The organism is Paenibacillus sp. FSL R10-2199 (assembly GCF_038000235.1).
Lineage (GTDB): Bacteria > Bacillota > Bacilli > Paenibacillales > Paenibacillaceae > Paenibacillus_AQ > Paenibacillus_AQ phytohabitans.
Genome location: NZ_JBBOBO010000001.1, coordinates 2,569,377 through 2,585,200, shown reverse-complemented (window position 1 = coordinate 2,585,200; position 15,824 = coordinate 2,569,377). Strand labels below are relative to the sequence as shown.

The following is a 15,824-nucleotide window of genomic DNA, read 5'->3' as shown; positions in this document are numbered from 1 at the left end:
AAGCCACTCTCCGCGCCGGGTCCATTTGCCGCCGCCGGTGATGTTCCTGATGACCGCGCCAGTATTCCCTGTATCTGCATCCGCTCCACTAGGGATACTTGTGCCGGACAACTCCTCCGGCCCGCCTGTCATAGCGACTTCAGGGCATTATAATGGCCCTCAATCGTATCATCAATATCCTGCTCACTGTGCACAGCGGATACGAACATGCCTTCAAACTGGGATGGGGGAACGCTGATGCCCTGATCAAGCATTTTGCCGAAATAACGCTTGAACAGATCCAGGTTGCTGGTCTTGGCCGTCTCGAAGTTGACAACCGGTCCTTCAGTGAAGAACGGGCAGACCATAGAGCCCACACGGTTAATCGTGAGAGGGATGCCAGTTTCCTGCGCGTTACGCTTAAGGCCCGCTTCCAGACGTGCACCCAGCACCTCCAGACGGGTATATACTTCAGGTGTCAGCAGCTTCAGCGTGCTGTAACCAGCCGCCATGGCCAGCGGATTCCCGCTGAGTGTGCCTGCCTGATAGATCGGACCGGACGGAGCGATCTGCTCCATAATCTCTCTTTTGCCGCCATAGGCACCTACCGGGAGACCGCCGCCGATAACCTTGCCGAAGCAGGTCAGATCAGGGTCCAAACCGTACAACCCTTGCGCACAGCCGCGGTCCACCCGGAAGCCGGTCATCACTTCATCAAAAATCAATAGCGCGCCATACCCCGTCGTCACCTTGCGCAGACCCTCCAGGAAACCCGGAAGCGGAGGCACTACGCCCATATTCCCGGCAATCGGCTCAACAATCACAGCGGCAATCTCATTGCCGTAACGTTCGAACGCGATTTTGACCCCTTCCAGGTCATTGTAAGGTACTGTTATGGTGTTGATGGCTACACCTTCCGGCACACCGGGGCTATCCGGCAATCCCAATGTGGCAACCCCGGAACCGGCTTTGATCAGCAGGCTGTCGGCGTGGCCGTGGTAGGAGCCTTCGAACTTGAGGATTTTGCTGCGTCCTGTATATCCGCGGGCTAGCCGGATGGCACTCATCGTAGCTTCTGTTCCCGAGTTCACCATGCGCACAATGTCCACCGATGCTACACGTTCCACCACGGTCTTGGCCATTTCGGTCTCCAGCAGTGTCGGTGCGCCGAAGCTTGTCCCTTTAACCGCAGTCTCCTGCAGCGCCTTCACCACTTCCGGATGGGCATGGCCCATAATCAGCGGTCCCCACGAGCAGACGTAGTCGATGAAGCTGTTGCCGTCGATATCGAAGATACGCGAGCCTTCGCCTCTGTCTACATAAACCGGGGTCAATCCTACGGATTTGAATGCCCGGACCGGGCTGTTGACCCCTCCCGGAATATACTGTTTCGCTTCTTCAAAAGCTGTGCGGGAAGCCTCTTCCCTGCGTGTAAGCGGCACATTGCCCATGCTTCTTCACTCCTGCTCTGCTGAATTATACAGCTGAATATAGTCTAGCCGCGCAGCCAGCGGGCTGCATCCTTGGCGAAATACGTAATAATAATATCTGCTCCGGCGCGCTTCATGCCGGTCAGCATTTCCAGGACAACTGCCTGCTCATCGATCCAGCCCTGCTGTGCAGCCGCTTTTACCATTGAATATTCACCGCTCACGTTGTAAGCCACCAGCGGCAGATCGAACTGGTCGCGGATCGTCCGGATGACATCCAGATAAGCCAGCGCGGGCTTAACCATCAGCATGTCAGCGCCTTCCAGCACATCTGAATCAGCCTCACGGATCGCTTCCCGCAGATTGGCCGGGTCCATCTGGTACGTTTTGCGGTTACCGAATTGCGGTGCAGAATCTGCCGCTTCACGGAAGGGGCCGTAGAAGGCGGATGCGTATTTTACCGAATAGGACATGATCGGCACATGCTCAAAACCATTCTCGTCAAGGCCGCTGCGGATCGCCTGCACGAACCCGTCCATCATATTGGAAGGCGCGATAATATCCGCACCGGCCCGGGCCTGGGATACCGCAGTGCGGGTCAGCAGCTCCAGCGAAGCATCGTTAAGCACATCGCCATGTACTACGCAGTCAACTGTATGGGTATGTACCATACCGCAGTGGCCGTGGTCGGTGAATTCACACAGACAGGTGTCGGCGACAACCAGCAGCTCGGGATACCACTGCTTAATCAGCCGGGTAGCCTCCTGCACAATGCCGTCCTCAGCGAATCCGGAGGAGCCGATGGCGTCCTTCGTTTCGGGAATGCCGAACAGTAATACGGCCGGAATTCCCAGGGAGGCAATCTCATCCACTTCCGCCTTCAGGGTATCCAGCGAGAAGTGATACACGCCGGGCATGGAGCCAATCTCATTCTTCACACCGGTACCGTAGGTTACAAATATCGGCTGGATAAAGTCCAGCACGTTCAGGACGGTCTCCCGCACCATTCCTCGGATTCCGGCTGTACCGCGCAAGCGGCGGTGTCTAGTTATTGGAAAGCTCATTGCTGTTTCCTCCTGTACAGTAAGTATTTAAACACATCTATCTGTCTCAAGCCTTATTCGAATATGAAATCACAAAACGCAAAGTTGAAATGCATTGTTCAAAATTGCAGGGCCCAGACTGCATAGCGGAATAGCGGAAACCAGGCCGCAGGTTATCTGAGCCTCGTTGTTTCATTCCAGCGGCAGAGCTCCTGCACCAGCCCTTCGATCGTCGCTTCGTCCGGGAGCAAGCCCGGAGTCAACCCCGCCTCCACAGCAGTCTGTTCGGTTACCGGACCTATGCAGGCGATTTTGACCCCCGCCAGCAGCGTCAGCGGATCTTCCAGGCCCATCCGTTTCAGGATAGAGATGAAGTTGCGCACCGTGGAAGAGCTGGTGAAGGTGACCGCATGAATCCGTTTCTCTTCGAGCAGCTTCACCAGTTCAATATCATCTTCACCAGTAACCACAGTCTCATACGTATCCACTTCAGTCACTTCCAGCTCCAGCTCCTTCAGCTTGCCGGGCAGCCACTCGCGCGCCAGATCGCCGCGCGGCAGCAGCACCTTCTGCCCCGGCTGCAGCTGATCGCCGAAGGCTTCAATCAGCCCTTCTGCCTGGAAGCGTCCAGGCAGTTCTTCGGCAATCAGCCCGCGCCCGGCAAGCGCCGCAGCCGTACCCGGTCCCACCGCACATATCCGCGCACGGTACAGACCGCGCAGATCCGTCTTCAACTGCGCCAGATGGCGCATGAAGAAGTCCACGCCGTTCGGACTGGTGAAGAACACCCAGTCGTACTCTGGAAGCCGGCCAAGCGCTGACGCAATCTCTGCCTGCTTGTCCGCATCACGCTGCATAACCGTCTCAATGACAGGGAACTCATACGGTTCGCCGCCAAGCTCCTCGATCCGGTCTACCAGTTCGCTGGCCTGGCTGCGGGCCCGCGTCACCACAATCCGCTTGCCGAACAGCGGCATCGCTTCAACCCACATGAGGTGCTCCCGCTGGAGCACTACATCGCCGACAACGATAACGGCCGGCGGCTGGAAATCCGCCGCCTTGACCTTCGCTTCAATGTCGGCAAGCGTGCCGGTTAGTGTCTCCTGATCGGCACGTGTCCCCCAGCGCACCAGCGCCACCGGCGTTTCCGGCAGACGCCCGTGCTTCATCAGCTGGGCGCTGATATATCCGATTTTGGCGACGCCCATCAGGAACACCAGGGTTCCCGTGGCATTCGTCACCTTATCCCAATGAATGGAATGATCCAGCTTATCCGGGCTCTCATGTCCGGTAATGATCGACAGGGAAGACGCAGCCTCCCGGTGGGTTACCGGAATACCGGCGTATGCCGGGACGCTGATAGCCGAGGTAATACCCGGCACAATCTCGTAGTAGATGCCATGCCGCCGCAGCAGCTCCGCTTCTTCACCCACCCGGCCAAAAATCACCGGGTCTCCGCCCTTCAGACGCACTACCGTTTTGCCCTCCAGAGCGAGATCGACAAGCAGCTGATTAATGTCCTCCTGCTTCATCGTATGGCGGTCCGGCAGCTTGCCTACGTATATTTTCTCCCCGCCCGGCTTCATCCACTTCAACAGCCTTGGACTCGCCAGCCGGTCATAGACCAGCACATCTGCCTTCTGGATACACTCCAGACCTTTAACCGTAATCAGCTTGGCATCCCCCGGACCTGCACCTACAAGATAAACCTTCCCCGCCATCTCCGTCATCCCCTTATCACCTTATCCCTGAGTATCCTGTCCCTTTACATCCGCCAAAATCTTCTCTGCGCCCCTGGCAATCAGCTTACGGGCAACCTCCGCACCGAGCTGCACCGGATCTTCTCCCGTGCAGGTTTCTTTAAGGATTACCGATCCGTCCGGTGTTCCCACCATTCCGGTTAAAGTGATTAACAGGCCGCCTTCTCCAGAAGTCCCGCCGGAATGAATAGTCCCGGTTGTTCCCGTTGTCCCGGCCTTCTCCGTCTCCAGCACAGCGTAGGCGCCGATCGGCACCTGACAGCCGCCATTCAGGGCGCCGAGGAATGTGCGCTCCGCCGTCACCGTAAGAGCGGTGCGCTCATCATTGTAGAGCGCGAGCAGCTTGCGCAGCTCCTCATCGTCTTCACGGCATTCGATGCCGAGAGCTCCCTGGCCCACAGCGGGCAGGCAGATTTCCGGCGGCAGATAAGCCGTTACCCGGTCCTGCCAGCCCATCCGCGACAAGCCTGCCGCTGCCAGCAGAATCGCGTCGTATTCGCCGCTCTCCAGCTTCTTCAGCCGCGAGTCAATATTGCCGCGCACCGGCTCAATAACCAGATCCGGCCGGAGCGCGGCCAGCTGGCTGGAGCGCCGCAGGCTGCTTGTGCCTACGCGCGCGCCCTGCGGCAGATCCTCAAGGCCTGCTCCGCTGCTTGAGATCAGGCAGTCCCGCGGATCTACCCGCTTCGGCACTGCACCATTAATCAAGCCTCCCGGCAATTCGGAAGGCATATCCTTCATACTATGTACTGCCATATCGATTTCTTTGGCCAGCATGGCCTGCTCAATTTCCTTCACAAAAAGACCCTTACCGCCAACCTTGGACAGGGTGACATCAAGAATCCGGTCGCCTTTGGTAACAATCTTATGCACCTCAAAGGTAAAATCAAAGCCATGCTCCCCGCTAAGCCGCTCCAGATCGGCAATCACATGCCCTGTCTGCGTCAGCGCCAGCGCACTCTGTCTGCTGCCCACAATAATCTTCCGCATGAACCATTCCCCCTGTTCAAGTTACCTGCACCCGCCCTGTTTCCTGCACGATACCTCTCATTTGCTCAATTGTGTCACTTTCGCTGGAATCAAGGGAACTTTTGCCCTTCATTTGCTCATTCGCGCCACTTTCGCTGGAATCAAGGGCACTTTTACCCTTCATTTGCTCATTCGCGCCACTATTGCTGGAATCAAGGGGATTTATACTGCTAAATTGCTCATTCCGGGCAATTCTGCCTGAATTAGAGGGATTTATCCCTCTAATTTGCTCATTTCGGCGGATTTAGCCCAAATCAAAGGGATTTATCCCTCTAATTTACCGCACAACAGTCAGCTTTGGTCATTCCAGCCACATACCCGCGAATCCGCCCACTTCAACGTCATAAACACATCCACTTATTCTACTTATTCGTCTATTTCTCTGATCATTCGGCCGTTCAGCCGTTGGTCCATTCAATCGTCTATTCAAATATGCAGGCCGTCAAGCATTAACCCGCCAATTCGTTTGGAACAGATTCATCTGCACGATTCAATCGGCAACTTGAGTCAACTTCTGCCGCAGCTTATGTCTTTGCAGACTCAGTTTCGAAGCAGTCTCAATGATTGATGAATTAGTTTTGAAGCAGCCAGAGCAGATGCAAACTTACTCCGCAATCGCAGCAGTTGTACTTGATGCTTGCTCCATCCGCTTGTTCGATCTACGTGATGGCCTGCTCTACCCAATCAATCTATCTACGCCTCCCGATAACCTGCTCCATCCGCTCTTTCGATCTACGTCTCCCGATGGCCGACTCCACCCGATCATTCCGCCTACTCCTCCCGGTTACATGCAATCCAGGATTCGATTACCTCTGATGTCCATGGTATAAAGGTGCCCTGCCGCATCTCATCCAACACATCAAGCTTCCCCAGCCTCCGCAGCAGCCGGGCGCGAATCTCAGCTACAGGCTCCAGCCGCTTGATTTCGGTGCGCAGCTCATGCAGGAAATCCAGATAAGGCTCGTATTCCTCGCCCAGCAGCCCGGCGATCTGCGCCGTGATCTGCGCAGCAGCGGACGGTCCCGCCCCGGAGGTCGAGACCGCAACCGTCAACCGCCCCCGCCGGAGGATACCGGGCGTGATGAAGCTGCCCGCCTCGGCGTGGCTGGCGACATTGACCGGCAGGCCCAGCATCCGGGCCTCCCCGGCCACCGCTTCATTCACCGCCCTGTCGCTGCTGGCGGCATAGACCAAGACAGCTCCCTGGAGATCTCCGGGAGCATAGGGGCGGCTGACCCATTTCAGCCGCCCCTCCGCAGCCGCTGCGGACAACGTCCCGCTAAGTGCAGGACTGACAATCACCAGCCCCGCTCCTGCCTCCAGCAGCGGAGCCGCTTTACGTTCAGCCACAGCTCCGCCGCCGATCATTACCACCAGTCTGCCCTGAACATCCAGCATAATGGGCAAATATTTGCTCATCCCGCCTCACTCCAGCATCCGAAAATTTACTATACTCCACACCACAATACCCCAGCTTGCTCAACTAAGAAATCAGTCCCCGGTTGCCACTACAGCAGGACAGCAGTCCGGCGCGCACTCAATTAACTTTTCTCATTAGCCGCCCATAACACTTCAGTACAATCACTCGCCCCATAAGCTGCCATAGCACTTCAGTTCAATCACTCGCTTCATAAGTCACCATAACACTTCAGTACAATCACTCGCCCCATAAGCTGCCATAGCACTTCAGTACAATCACTCGCCCCATAAGCCACCATAGCACTTCAGTACAATCACTCGCTCCATAGCCACCATAACACTTCAGTACAATAACTCACTTCATTAGCCACCATTACACTTCAGTACAATCACTCGCTCCTTAGCCACCATAGCACTTCAGTTCAATCACTCGCTTCATAAGTCACCATAGCACTTCAGACAATCGCCTGCGCTCCATAGCCACCATAACATGCCCGTATAACTTCCCGTTTCTTGTCTGTACATTCCAGCATAACCCCTTGCTTCTCATCCACCTGTGCTCTCGAGCACAATTCAGGCCGCCTCCGCACTTCAGCACACCAGCCGCCTCCGCACTTCAGCACACTAGCTGCCACCGCACTTCAACACACCAGCTACCTCTTTCAACACACCAGCCGCCTCTGCACTCCAACACACCAGCCGCCTCCACACTTCAGCACACCAGCCGCCTCCACACTTCAGCACACCAGCCGCCTCCGCACTTCAGCACACCAGCTGCCACCGCACTTCAGCACACTAGCTGCCACCGCACTTCAACACACCAGCCGCCTCCGCACTTCAACACACCAGCCGCCTCTCCACTTCAACACACCAGCCGCCTCCGCACTAACACACTAGCCGCCTCCGCACTTCAGCACACCAGCCGCCTCTGCACTTCAGCATACAAGCCGCCTCCGCACTTCAGCACCCAGCTTACAGCCCTACTACCCGCCCCAGCCATGGAACTCAGACCATGAATTCAGCAGGAAATTAAGGATGATAAAGCCATAGCCAGTAATGGCCCAGCGTGCCATCGCCGTACCGCTTCTGCGGCCGGAAACCTTCAATACTATATAGAGTATGTAGACTCCGAGGCCGATAAGCGTAGTTAGCACCTTCAGATCCTGGAACAGCGGCGTCCGCCCTTCCGCAATAATCGATAAGCCTGCCAGGATCAGCGAGGCCAGCAGCAGCGGCACACCGGCAAGGATAGCAGTATACGAATATTTGTCCATTGTCTCCAGGCTTGGGAGCCTGCGGACACGGTCATCCCACTTCTTATTCTTAAGCTTGGTATGCAGAAACAAATACATTATCGCAAATACGGTCCCCAGTGTCAGTGCGGCAAAGCTCAAATTGGCCAAAATCACATGCATCGCCAGCCAGCCGTGCACCGCACTCCAGCTCTGCAAGGCATGATCCTCTGCGGTCAGCCATACCCGGTTCAGCAGAAACACGCTGAACCCTGCCATGCTGAGCAGCAGAATTGTAAACTCGCCGCCCCGCGTGTACGCAATGGCAAGTGAGATCACCACCATACTGAAGGAGAACCAGAACAGGAAGTCATACGGTGTGAAGATCGGCAGACCGCCCTCCTGGGAGAAGCGGATCGCCAGCCCCGCGAGCTGCAGCAGGCCCACAACAGCAAGAAGCCCTGTGCCCAGCCGCTTTCCGCCCGGATTGCGCCGAAGGCAATCCGAGAAAACAAACAGCAGGCTCAGGGCATATAGCAGCAGAGCGGCATCATATATTCCGTTCAGCAGTTGCATGTCGCTCACCCGCCCAGCAGGCCGGCCGGAGCAAACACCGTCCCCGGCACCGCGAACTTTCCGCCGGAGGATACTTCAGCAGGCGCCTCCTCAACCGGTATAGCACTACGGTCATCCGGACCCGGGTCCAGCTGCTCCTGCAGTGCAAAAATCTGGGTGAAGTACTCCAGAGCTTCATTCCCCTGCTTCCCGCCAGACAACTCCTTGATGACATTGATCGGATCATGCATCATCTGGTTCACAATACTTTTGGTCAGGCGGCGGATAACCTTACGCTGATGCTCATCCAGTTCAGGCAGCTTGTTGAACAGACTGTCCATCGTTTCTTCATAAATCCCGTTGGACTTGTCCTGCAGCGCACGGATCACCGGTCTGACACCTAGCGTCTTCAGCCACAGCTGGAATTCATCCATTGCCTCACTGATCATCACTTCAATCTTGGCAGCTTCACTGCGGCGCATTTCCAGATTGCTCTCCACAATGCCTTCCAGATCATCGATATCATAGAGGAAGACATCCGGCACACTTGCCGCAGCCGGATCAATATCGCGGGGCACGGCAATGTCGATCATGAACAGCGGCCGTGACGGCCGGCGATTCATCCCTTCAGCCACTTGGGCAGCCGTCAGCACATAACCGTCGGCTCCCGTGGAGCTGATGACTATATCCACTTCATCCAGACGCTTCAGTGCTTCCTCAATCGTGCTCGGCTTGCCCGAGAACTTCTCGGCCAGCTCCACCGCCCGGGACAACGTCCGGTTGGCGACAATAACCTCAGCCGCGCCGCTGCTGTACAGATGCTTCACCGTCAGCTCACTCATTTTGCCGGCGCCGAGAATAAGCACTCTTTTGCCGGTAAACATACCGAAGATCCGCTTGCCCAGCTCAACCGCTGCATAACTGACCGAAACCGCACTTTCACCGATGGAAGTCTCGCTATGCGCCCGTTTGCCGAGCGTCACCGCCTGCTTGAACAGCCGGTTGAACCACGTTCCGGTTACACCCTCCGCCTGGGCAGTCAAAAAAGCACTGCGTACCTGTCCCAGGATCTGCGTCTCGCCGATCACCATGGAATCCAGGCCGCAGGTTACACGCAGCAGGTGGGCAATCGCCTGCTCGTCTTCATATATATACATATGCTGCGCAAATACATCACTTTTTACACCGAACCACTGCTCCATGTAGCTGCGGATGAAATATCCGCACATATGAAGGCGGTCCACGACCACATAAATTTCCGTCCGGTTACAGGTGGCGACTACGACCCCTTCCAGAACGCTCTTCGTCTGCATCAGCTGATGAAGCGCAGCAGGCAGATCCTTCTCGGCAAAAGCGAACTGTTCTCTCACCTCTACGGGAGCCGTACGGTAATTCAGGCCAACGACGACAATATGCATCGCTTGTTCACCATCCTAATCTCTATTCATTGGTGTAGGCACTGTTACTGCTTGTTAGCATGTATTAGTATCAATTTCACAAGATCTCAAATCGCTGTGTTAAGTATATCACATCAAAATACGGCTTTTTACAAAACCTTTGAACTATTTATGAATTGCAGATAATAATTATTATAAATAAAAATCCGCCAAAGCACCATGCTTTAGAATGGGTTATTTAGAGTTTTTTTATGAATCCGCAGGTTATCTGTATTAAATATAATCCGGTGAGGGTCCGGCACAAATAAACCGGCTTAAAAATCAATTCAAACACGTTTATGTTATCTTATATAACATTAAAACAAAATATTGACACACATTATTGCGGATGATAGCATATAACAAATGATCTGCGTAATATTATATAACACCAAAATCGTAAACAATCATTTATAAACCATCCGATTCATTAATATGTCAGATTCTCTAATCAAACATCTCTTGTATAAGCTCGTTAATTTGGAATGAGCGTATCTACAGGCAACCGTAAATTGCCCCAGGCTACAAGAGGCCAGACAAGATACTGGAGCAACCAGTGAAGGGAACACGGCTATGCCCGGCTTCTCCTCCTGACATACCAGTCTTGTCCTGCGCCTCTTGGTCCTGGGGTTTTTGGCATCTATAATAGAAGGAGTGAGGGCAATGAGTGCATCCTACGCACGGTTAAGTGAATCGATCAGCCAAGCCAAGAATGTGAGGATCTACAAGAATAAAGATACAGCCTATGACTTTAAGCTATACCCTTTTGGAGAACGCGGAACCTACATCACCCCTGAGCTGATCAGCGAGATTACCGATAGTCTGGCAGAGGCCGTTACGGAACAATTCCCGGATTTCGATTACATCGTATCGCCTGAACCGGGCGGGCATACCTGGGGCATGCTTGCGGCCTATAAGCTGATGAAGCCGATGAATATCCTGCGGCTCAGCACGGAGCTGTATGAGAATTACGAGGTCAGCATCAAACGCGAAACGGCGTATAACGAGAATTATATTTATTTTGACGGATTCTCCGCCGGTGACCGGGTGCTGCTGCTGGATGATGTGATCAGTTCAGGCGCTACCATCCGCTGCATCGCTGAGCAAATGTCCGTTATGGGCATTGAGCTTGTGGGTGTGCAGGCAATTCTGGCCAAAGGGGAACACTACAAGCAACTGGAAACGGACATCGGGGTGCCGGTAAGGTTTCTATCCAAGGTATGAAGTGTATAATTCAACAACCGCAGAATTGATGAAACTTTAGCAGGGGAGTGACAAGCCATGGCTTATTATTATGAGCAGCCTTCAAGAACCTTCAGTGAGTTCCTGCTGGTGCCCAGTCTGACCACCAAAAAGTGCATCCCGGGGAATGTCGATCTCCGGACGCCAGTAACCAAATTCCGCAAGGGCGAGACTCCGGCGCTGACCATGAATCTGCCTGTTACCTCAGCAGTCATGCAGGCCGTATCCGACCATAACATGGCGATTGCCCTGGCCAAAAGCGGCGGCATCTCCTTCATCTATGGCTCGCAGTCGATCGAGCAGCAGGTCGAGATGGTCCGCCGGGTCAAAAAGTTCAAAGCCGGCTTCGTCCTCAGCGACTCCAATCTGAAGCCGGAGGATACACTGCAGGATGTACTGGCGCTGAAAGCGCGCAGCGGCCACTCCACCATTGCCATTACGGACAACGGGGAACCGACAGGCAAGCTGATGGGCATTGTCACAAGCCGCGATTACCGCGAGAACCGTCTGCCGCCGGAGTGCCCGATTACTGAATTTATGACGCCGTTATCTTCACTGATCTATGCCGAAGAAGGCATCACCTTAACCGAAGCCAATGATATGATCTGGGATCATAAGCTGAACTGCCTGCCGATTGTTAATGCCAGCGGCCATCTCGTCCACCTTGTGTTCCGCAAGGATTATGACAGCCATCAGGAGTATCCGCTGGAGCTGCATGATGACAACAAACAGCTCATTGTCGGCGCGGGCATCAACTCCCGGGATTATAAGGAGCGCGTACCGGCGCTGGTGGAAGCCGGGGCGGATGTTCTGTGCATTGATTCCTCTGACGGTTATTCCGAATGGCAGGCCGAAACCATCCATTATATTAAGGATACTTTCGGGGAGAAAGTGAAGGTCGGGGCGGGCAATGTCGTCGACAAGGAAGGTTTCCTGTACCTCGTGGAAGCCGGGGCGGATTTCATCAAAGTCGGCATCGGCGGCGGTTCCATCTGTATTACCCGGGAGCAAAAAGGGATCGGACGCGGCCAGGCCTCCTCCGTCATTGAAGTCGCAGCCGCCCGCCAGGAATATTACGAGCAGACCGGCATCTATGTCCCGATCTGTTCCGATGGCGGGATTGTCCATGATTACCATATTGTGCTGGCGCTGGCGATGGGAGCTGACTTCGTGATGCTGGGCCGCTATTTTGCCAGATTCGATGAAAGCCCCGGACGCAAGCTGCTGGTCGGCGGGAACTTCGTCAAGGAATATTGGGGTGAGGGGTCGAGCCGCGCCCGCAACTGGCAGCGTTATGACTTCGGCAATGCCGACAAAGAGAGCAAGCTGGAGTTCGAGGAAGGCGTGGATTCCTTCATTCCTTATGCCGGACGGCTCAAGGATAATCTGGATCTCAGCATCAGCAAAATCAAATCAACCATGTGCAACTGCGGCTCGCTGACCATCCCGGCACTGCAGAAGCAGGCGAAGATAACACTGGTTTCCTCCACAACCATCTTTGAAGGAGGCGCACATGATGTTATGCTGAAGGAAAAGGACAGATCATCCTCCTGATCACATCCTAATCCATAAGGAGCGTCAACCATGACACAAATTATCAAAGTTCTGGTCAGCAAGGACCAGCTGCAGCAAAGAGTTCAGGAACTGGGCGCAGAAATATCGCGTGACTATGAAGGCAAAGAGCTTGTACTAATCGGCATTCTCAAGGGCGGCGCTGTATTCATGTCCGATCTGATGCGCGAAATCACCCTCCCGGTCGGCATTGATTACATGTCGGTGTCCAGTTACGGGGCAAGCTCCACTTCCTCCGGAGTGATCACGATCAAGAAGGATATCGATACCGATATCCGCGGCAAACATGTGCTGCTCGTCGAAGATCTGATCGACACCGGCCTGACTCTGCAGCATCTGAGGCAGCTGTTCGCCCTGCGCGAAGCTGCAAGTGTCCGTATCTGTACTATTCTAAGCAAACCTTCCCGCCGCCTGGTCGAAGTTCCGGTCGAATACTGCGGCATTGACATTCCCGACGAATTCGTTGTCGGCTATGGTCTGGATTACGCCGAGCAGTTCCGCAATCTTCCTGAGGTGTGGATTGTGGAGACGGGCGATTAAACTAGGATTAAGAAACCGTCAATTCTCCTATAGCTGGAGAATTGACGGTTTCTTTGTTCAGCAGAGAGATGGTTCCGCAACCGTCTCCCCTGTCAGAAACGGTCCCAGCAGCCGGATTTGCTCATAAGGTGCCAGCGGATTGGCAATCCGCCGCAGCATCAGCTCAGCCGCCCGCTCCCCTGCCTCCTGGACCAGCAGCGCCGGGCGCGACAAGCCGGGACAAGCCTCCAGTTCCCCATGCTCCATCGCAACAATTGATATCTGCTCCGGAATATTAAGTCCCAATTCCTGCACCTTCCGCAGAATGGGCCAGGCTTGTCCATGATTCGCCGAGAGAATAGCCGTAGGGCTTCCGGTCTGAAGAATGGCCGATAAGTCAGCAAGCCATTGAGGATCAGCGGGGTTCACATGATACATCTGTTCAGCAGCGGAAATTCCCCGGCTTGCACAGGCGGCCCTGAAGCTCTGATAGCGCAAGCGGAATCCCCGCTGTCCGTCCGGCTCTCCCACGTACAGAATTCGGCGATGACCGCTGCGGCAGAGCGCATTTACCGCAAGAATGATCGCATGCTGGACATCCCAGATTACACTGTCCACCTCGGCACCTTCGGGCGGGAAATTGATCATTACCTTCGGAAGACCAAGCTGCAGCAGAATGGTCTCTGCCCAGACGGGCAGCAGCGGCGACAGAAACAATCCGTCGCAGTATAGAATGCCGCTCTCCTCCAGCCAGTCCGCCAGCTTGTCCGGCTGGGGCCCCTCAAACGGCAGCAATACGGATTGTACCTGATGGCCCAGTTCATCCATGCGCTGATGCAGACCATGGAACTGCAGATTCAGAAATGAGTGGTCTGCAGGCATCAGCATGACGAACCGGCGGGGCTTGCCCGCCGCATAGGCAATGGATTCAGCGGCAAGCCCCGCTTCCTGCGCTTTGGTCGCATAATTCATTGCCCGGGCAGTAGCGAATACCAGCCTGCGGGTCGGTTCCGACATGCCCGGCAGCCCGCGCAGCGCTTTGGACACTGTGTACACGCTCAGCCCCAGGCGGTCCGCCAGATCGCGCAGCGTGACCGTTTTTCTCTTTGACACACGGCTTCCCCCTTTTACTTGGCCATTCCATTCTTCCATAGCTCTCCTGCAATGCAAGCCCACAATCCCCTAAGTACAACTAAAATCAAGCTATAATCCCTTGTTCCTTATATCTATTATAAAGCTAAGCTCTATATAGAAAGGATGAATATGGTGAAAAAAGAACAGATAAATCTGCAGGTGGCTGCAGAGATATATGAGGAGGCCGATGTCGTTGTTATCGGGGGCGGTCCGGCCGGGACAGCGGCGGCGATCTCCGCCGCCCGCTGCGGACAGAAGGTAATACTACTAGAGCAATCAGGGCAGCTTGGAGGGATGGGAACACTGGCTAATGTCAGCATCTATATGAGTGTCGGCAACGTGACCGGCATCTACCGTGAAATGCTTGAGGAGACGACTCCCGAAGCCGTTCCCGGCTCCCACCTGATGTCGCTGCACTCCCGGAAGGACCAGTATTCCCCCTTTGCAGTGCGCCATTATCTGAACGGCAAACTGCACCGGGAGAAGGTTAAGGTCTTCTACCATACCGTCTATGTCCAGCCCGTCATGGAGGGGCAGCGGGTACGCGGAGTACTGGCCCGGACCCGCGAAGGGCTGAAGGCCTTCATGGGCGGGATTGTGCTGGACTGCTCAGGGGACGCTGCTGTGGCCAGGGATGCCGGAGTGCCTATGCGCTACGGCCGGGAACAGGACGGATTAACACAGCCTATGACCCTTATGTTCACCATGCAGAATACCGGCAAACCGGTTGTCCCTTATCTTCCTGAGGACTGTGAGATATATGAGTCCGTAGACGATCTGCCGCAGGGACGCCACCTGTACTGGGAAAAGAATGACGACGGCACGCTTCTGGTCAATATGACCCGCGTTAAGGGCAACGGTGCCCGTATTGAAGACATCAACTTCGCGGAGCGCGAGGCTCTGCGCCAGGTTTTCTCAACGGCCCATTATTTGCAGCGCAACGGCTTTGAGAATTACATTATTGCCCATATTCCCGGCCAGACCGGTGTGAGGGAAACCGGGCAAATCGTTGGCCTGTACACCTTGACCGAACAGGATTTGCTTGAAGCCCGCAGGTTCGGGGATGTCGTGGCGCAGACCAATTATGAAATCGATATTCACAGCCCTGACGGGCAAAAAACGACGGAGGAGCGCCAGCTGGGAAGCTACGATATTCCGTACCGCTGTATGGTGCCTGCCGGTGTGCAGGGGCTATTGGTGGCGGGACGAAGCATTTCAGCGACTCATGTAGCCATGTCCTCCATGCGCGTGCAGGCCACCTGCTATGCGCTGGGTCAGGCGGCCGGAATTGCAGCAGCTGTCGCCAAGGAAGAGGGCACCGTCCATATGGCGGATATTTCAATTCCGCGGCTGCATCAGCTTCTGGCTGAGCAGGGCGTACAGTTTCATGGAACTGCACTGTCTGCCGGGAACAACGGCCAGCGGGTTACCCCTGAATGTTCCGGGAAATTATAAGCCTTTACAGCAACCGGCC

General features: G+C 55.0%; 13 protein-coding genes and 1 riboswitch. Of the genes, 4 read left to right on the top strand and 9 right to left on the bottom strand.

Annotated features, from left to right (window positions below):
• Positions 1-128 precede the first annotated feature (128 nt).
• The 8 genes from hemL to hemA form a co-directional block, all read right to left on the bottom strand.
• Positions 129-1,430: a glutamate-1-semialdehyde 2,1-aminomutase gene (hemL, locus tag NYE33_RS11330; RefSeq protein ID WP_042139601.1), complete on the bottom strand. Its 1,302-nt coding sequence runs from the start codon at positions 1,428-1,430 to the stop codon at positions 129-131.
• Positions 1,431-1,474: 44 nt separating this feature from the next.
• Positions 1,475-2,473 carry a porphobilinogen synthase gene (gene hemB / locus NYE33_RS11325; RefSeq protein ID WP_336101636.1) on the bottom strand — a complete coding sequence of 333 codons (999 nt, stop codon included), beginning with the start codon at positions 2,471-2,473 and terminating at the stop codon, positions 1,475-1,477.
• 152 nt (positions 2,474-2,625) lie between these two features.
• Positions 2,626-4,173, bottom strand: a complete 1,548-nt coding sequence (cobA, locus tag NYE33_RS11320; RefSeq protein WP_341065849.1) for a uroporphyrinogen-III C-methyltransferase — start codon at positions 4,171-4,173, stop codon at positions 2,626-2,628.
• 21 nt (positions 4,174-4,194) lie between these two features.
• Positions 4,195-5,202: a hydroxymethylbilane synthase gene (gene hemC, locus NYE33_RS11315; protein WP_340942931.1), complete on the bottom strand. Its 1,008-nt coding sequence runs from the start codon at positions 5,200-5,202 to the stop codon at positions 4,195-4,197.
• Between the two features lie 810 nt (positions 5,203-6,012).
• Positions 6,013-6,660 (bottom strand): precorrin-2 dehydrogenase/sirohydrochlorin ferrochelatase family protein, encoded by a 648-nt coding sequence (locus NYE33_RS11310; RefSeq protein WP_341065846.1) that lies wholly within the window; start codon positions 6,658-6,660, stop codon positions 6,013-6,015.
• A 455-nt stretch (positions 6,661-7,115) separates the two neighbouring features.
• Entirely contained in the window at positions 7,116-7,295 is a 180-nt protein-coding gene (locus NYE33_RS11305) for a hypothetical protein (RefSeq protein ID WP_341065843.1), read from the bottom strand.
• 348 nt (positions 7,296-7,643) lie between these two features.
• Entirely contained in the window at positions 7,644-8,468 is an 825-nt protein-coding gene (gene ccsA, locus NYE33_RS11300; RefSeq protein WP_042139605.1) for a cytochrome c biogenesis protein CcsA, read from the bottom strand.
• Positions 8,469-8,473: 5 nt separating this feature from the next.
• The gene (gene hemA / locus NYE33_RS11295; protein ID WP_341065841.1) at positions 8,474-9,865 is read right to left on the bottom strand and encodes a glutamyl-tRNA reductase; all 1,392 of its coding nucleotides are present in this window, start codon (positions 9,863-9,865) and stop codon (positions 8,474-8,476) included.
• A 460-nt stretch (positions 9,866-10,325) separates the two neighbouring features.
• Positions 10,326-10,428, top strand: a riboswitch (purine riboswitch).
• A 118-nt stretch (positions 10,429-10,546) separates the two neighbouring features.
• On the opposite strand from hemA, the gene NYE33_RS11290 reads away from it, so the two are divergent.
• The 3 genes from NYE33_RS11290 to hpt are packed head-to-tail and all read left to right on the top strand — an operon-like array spanning position 10,547 to position 13,237.
• Positions 10,547-11,107 (top strand): phosphoribosyltransferase, encoded by a 561-nt coding sequence (locus NYE33_RS11290; RefSeq protein ID WP_039308084.1) that lies wholly within the window; start codon positions 10,547-10,549, stop codon positions 11,105-11,107.
• 57 nt (positions 11,108-11,164) lie between these two features.
• Positions 11,165-12,679 carry an IMP dehydrogenase gene (locus tag NYE33_RS11285; RefSeq protein ID WP_336101632.1) on the top strand — a complete coding sequence of 505 codons (1,515 nt, stop codon included), beginning with the start codon at positions 11,165-11,167 and terminating at the stop codon, positions 12,677-12,679.
• A gap of 30 nt (positions 12,680-12,709) precedes the next feature.
• Positions 12,710-13,237, top strand: a complete 528-nt coding sequence (gene hpt / locus NYE33_RS11280; RefSeq protein ID WP_076247831.1) for a hypoxanthine phosphoribosyltransferase — start codon at positions 12,710-12,712, stop codon at positions 13,235-13,237.
• Positions 13,238-13,294: 57 nt separating this feature from the next.
• Here the strand turns inward: hpt and NYE33_RS11275 are convergent, their stop codons facing one another.
• Entirely contained in the window at positions 13,295-14,329 is a 1,035-nt protein-coding gene (locus tag NYE33_RS11275; RefSeq protein ID WP_179093622.1) for a LacI family DNA-binding transcriptional regulator, read from the bottom strand.
• A 144-nt stretch (positions 14,330-14,473) separates the two neighbouring features.
• Between NYE33_RS11275 and NYE33_RS11270 the strand changes: the two genes are divergently transcribed.
• Positions 14,474-15,805, top strand: coding sequence for an FAD-dependent oxidoreductase (locus NYE33_RS11270; protein ID WP_341065837.1), 1,332 nt, complete (start codon positions 14,474-14,476; stop codon positions 15,803-15,805).
• Positions 15,806-15,824 lie beyond the last annotated feature (19 nt).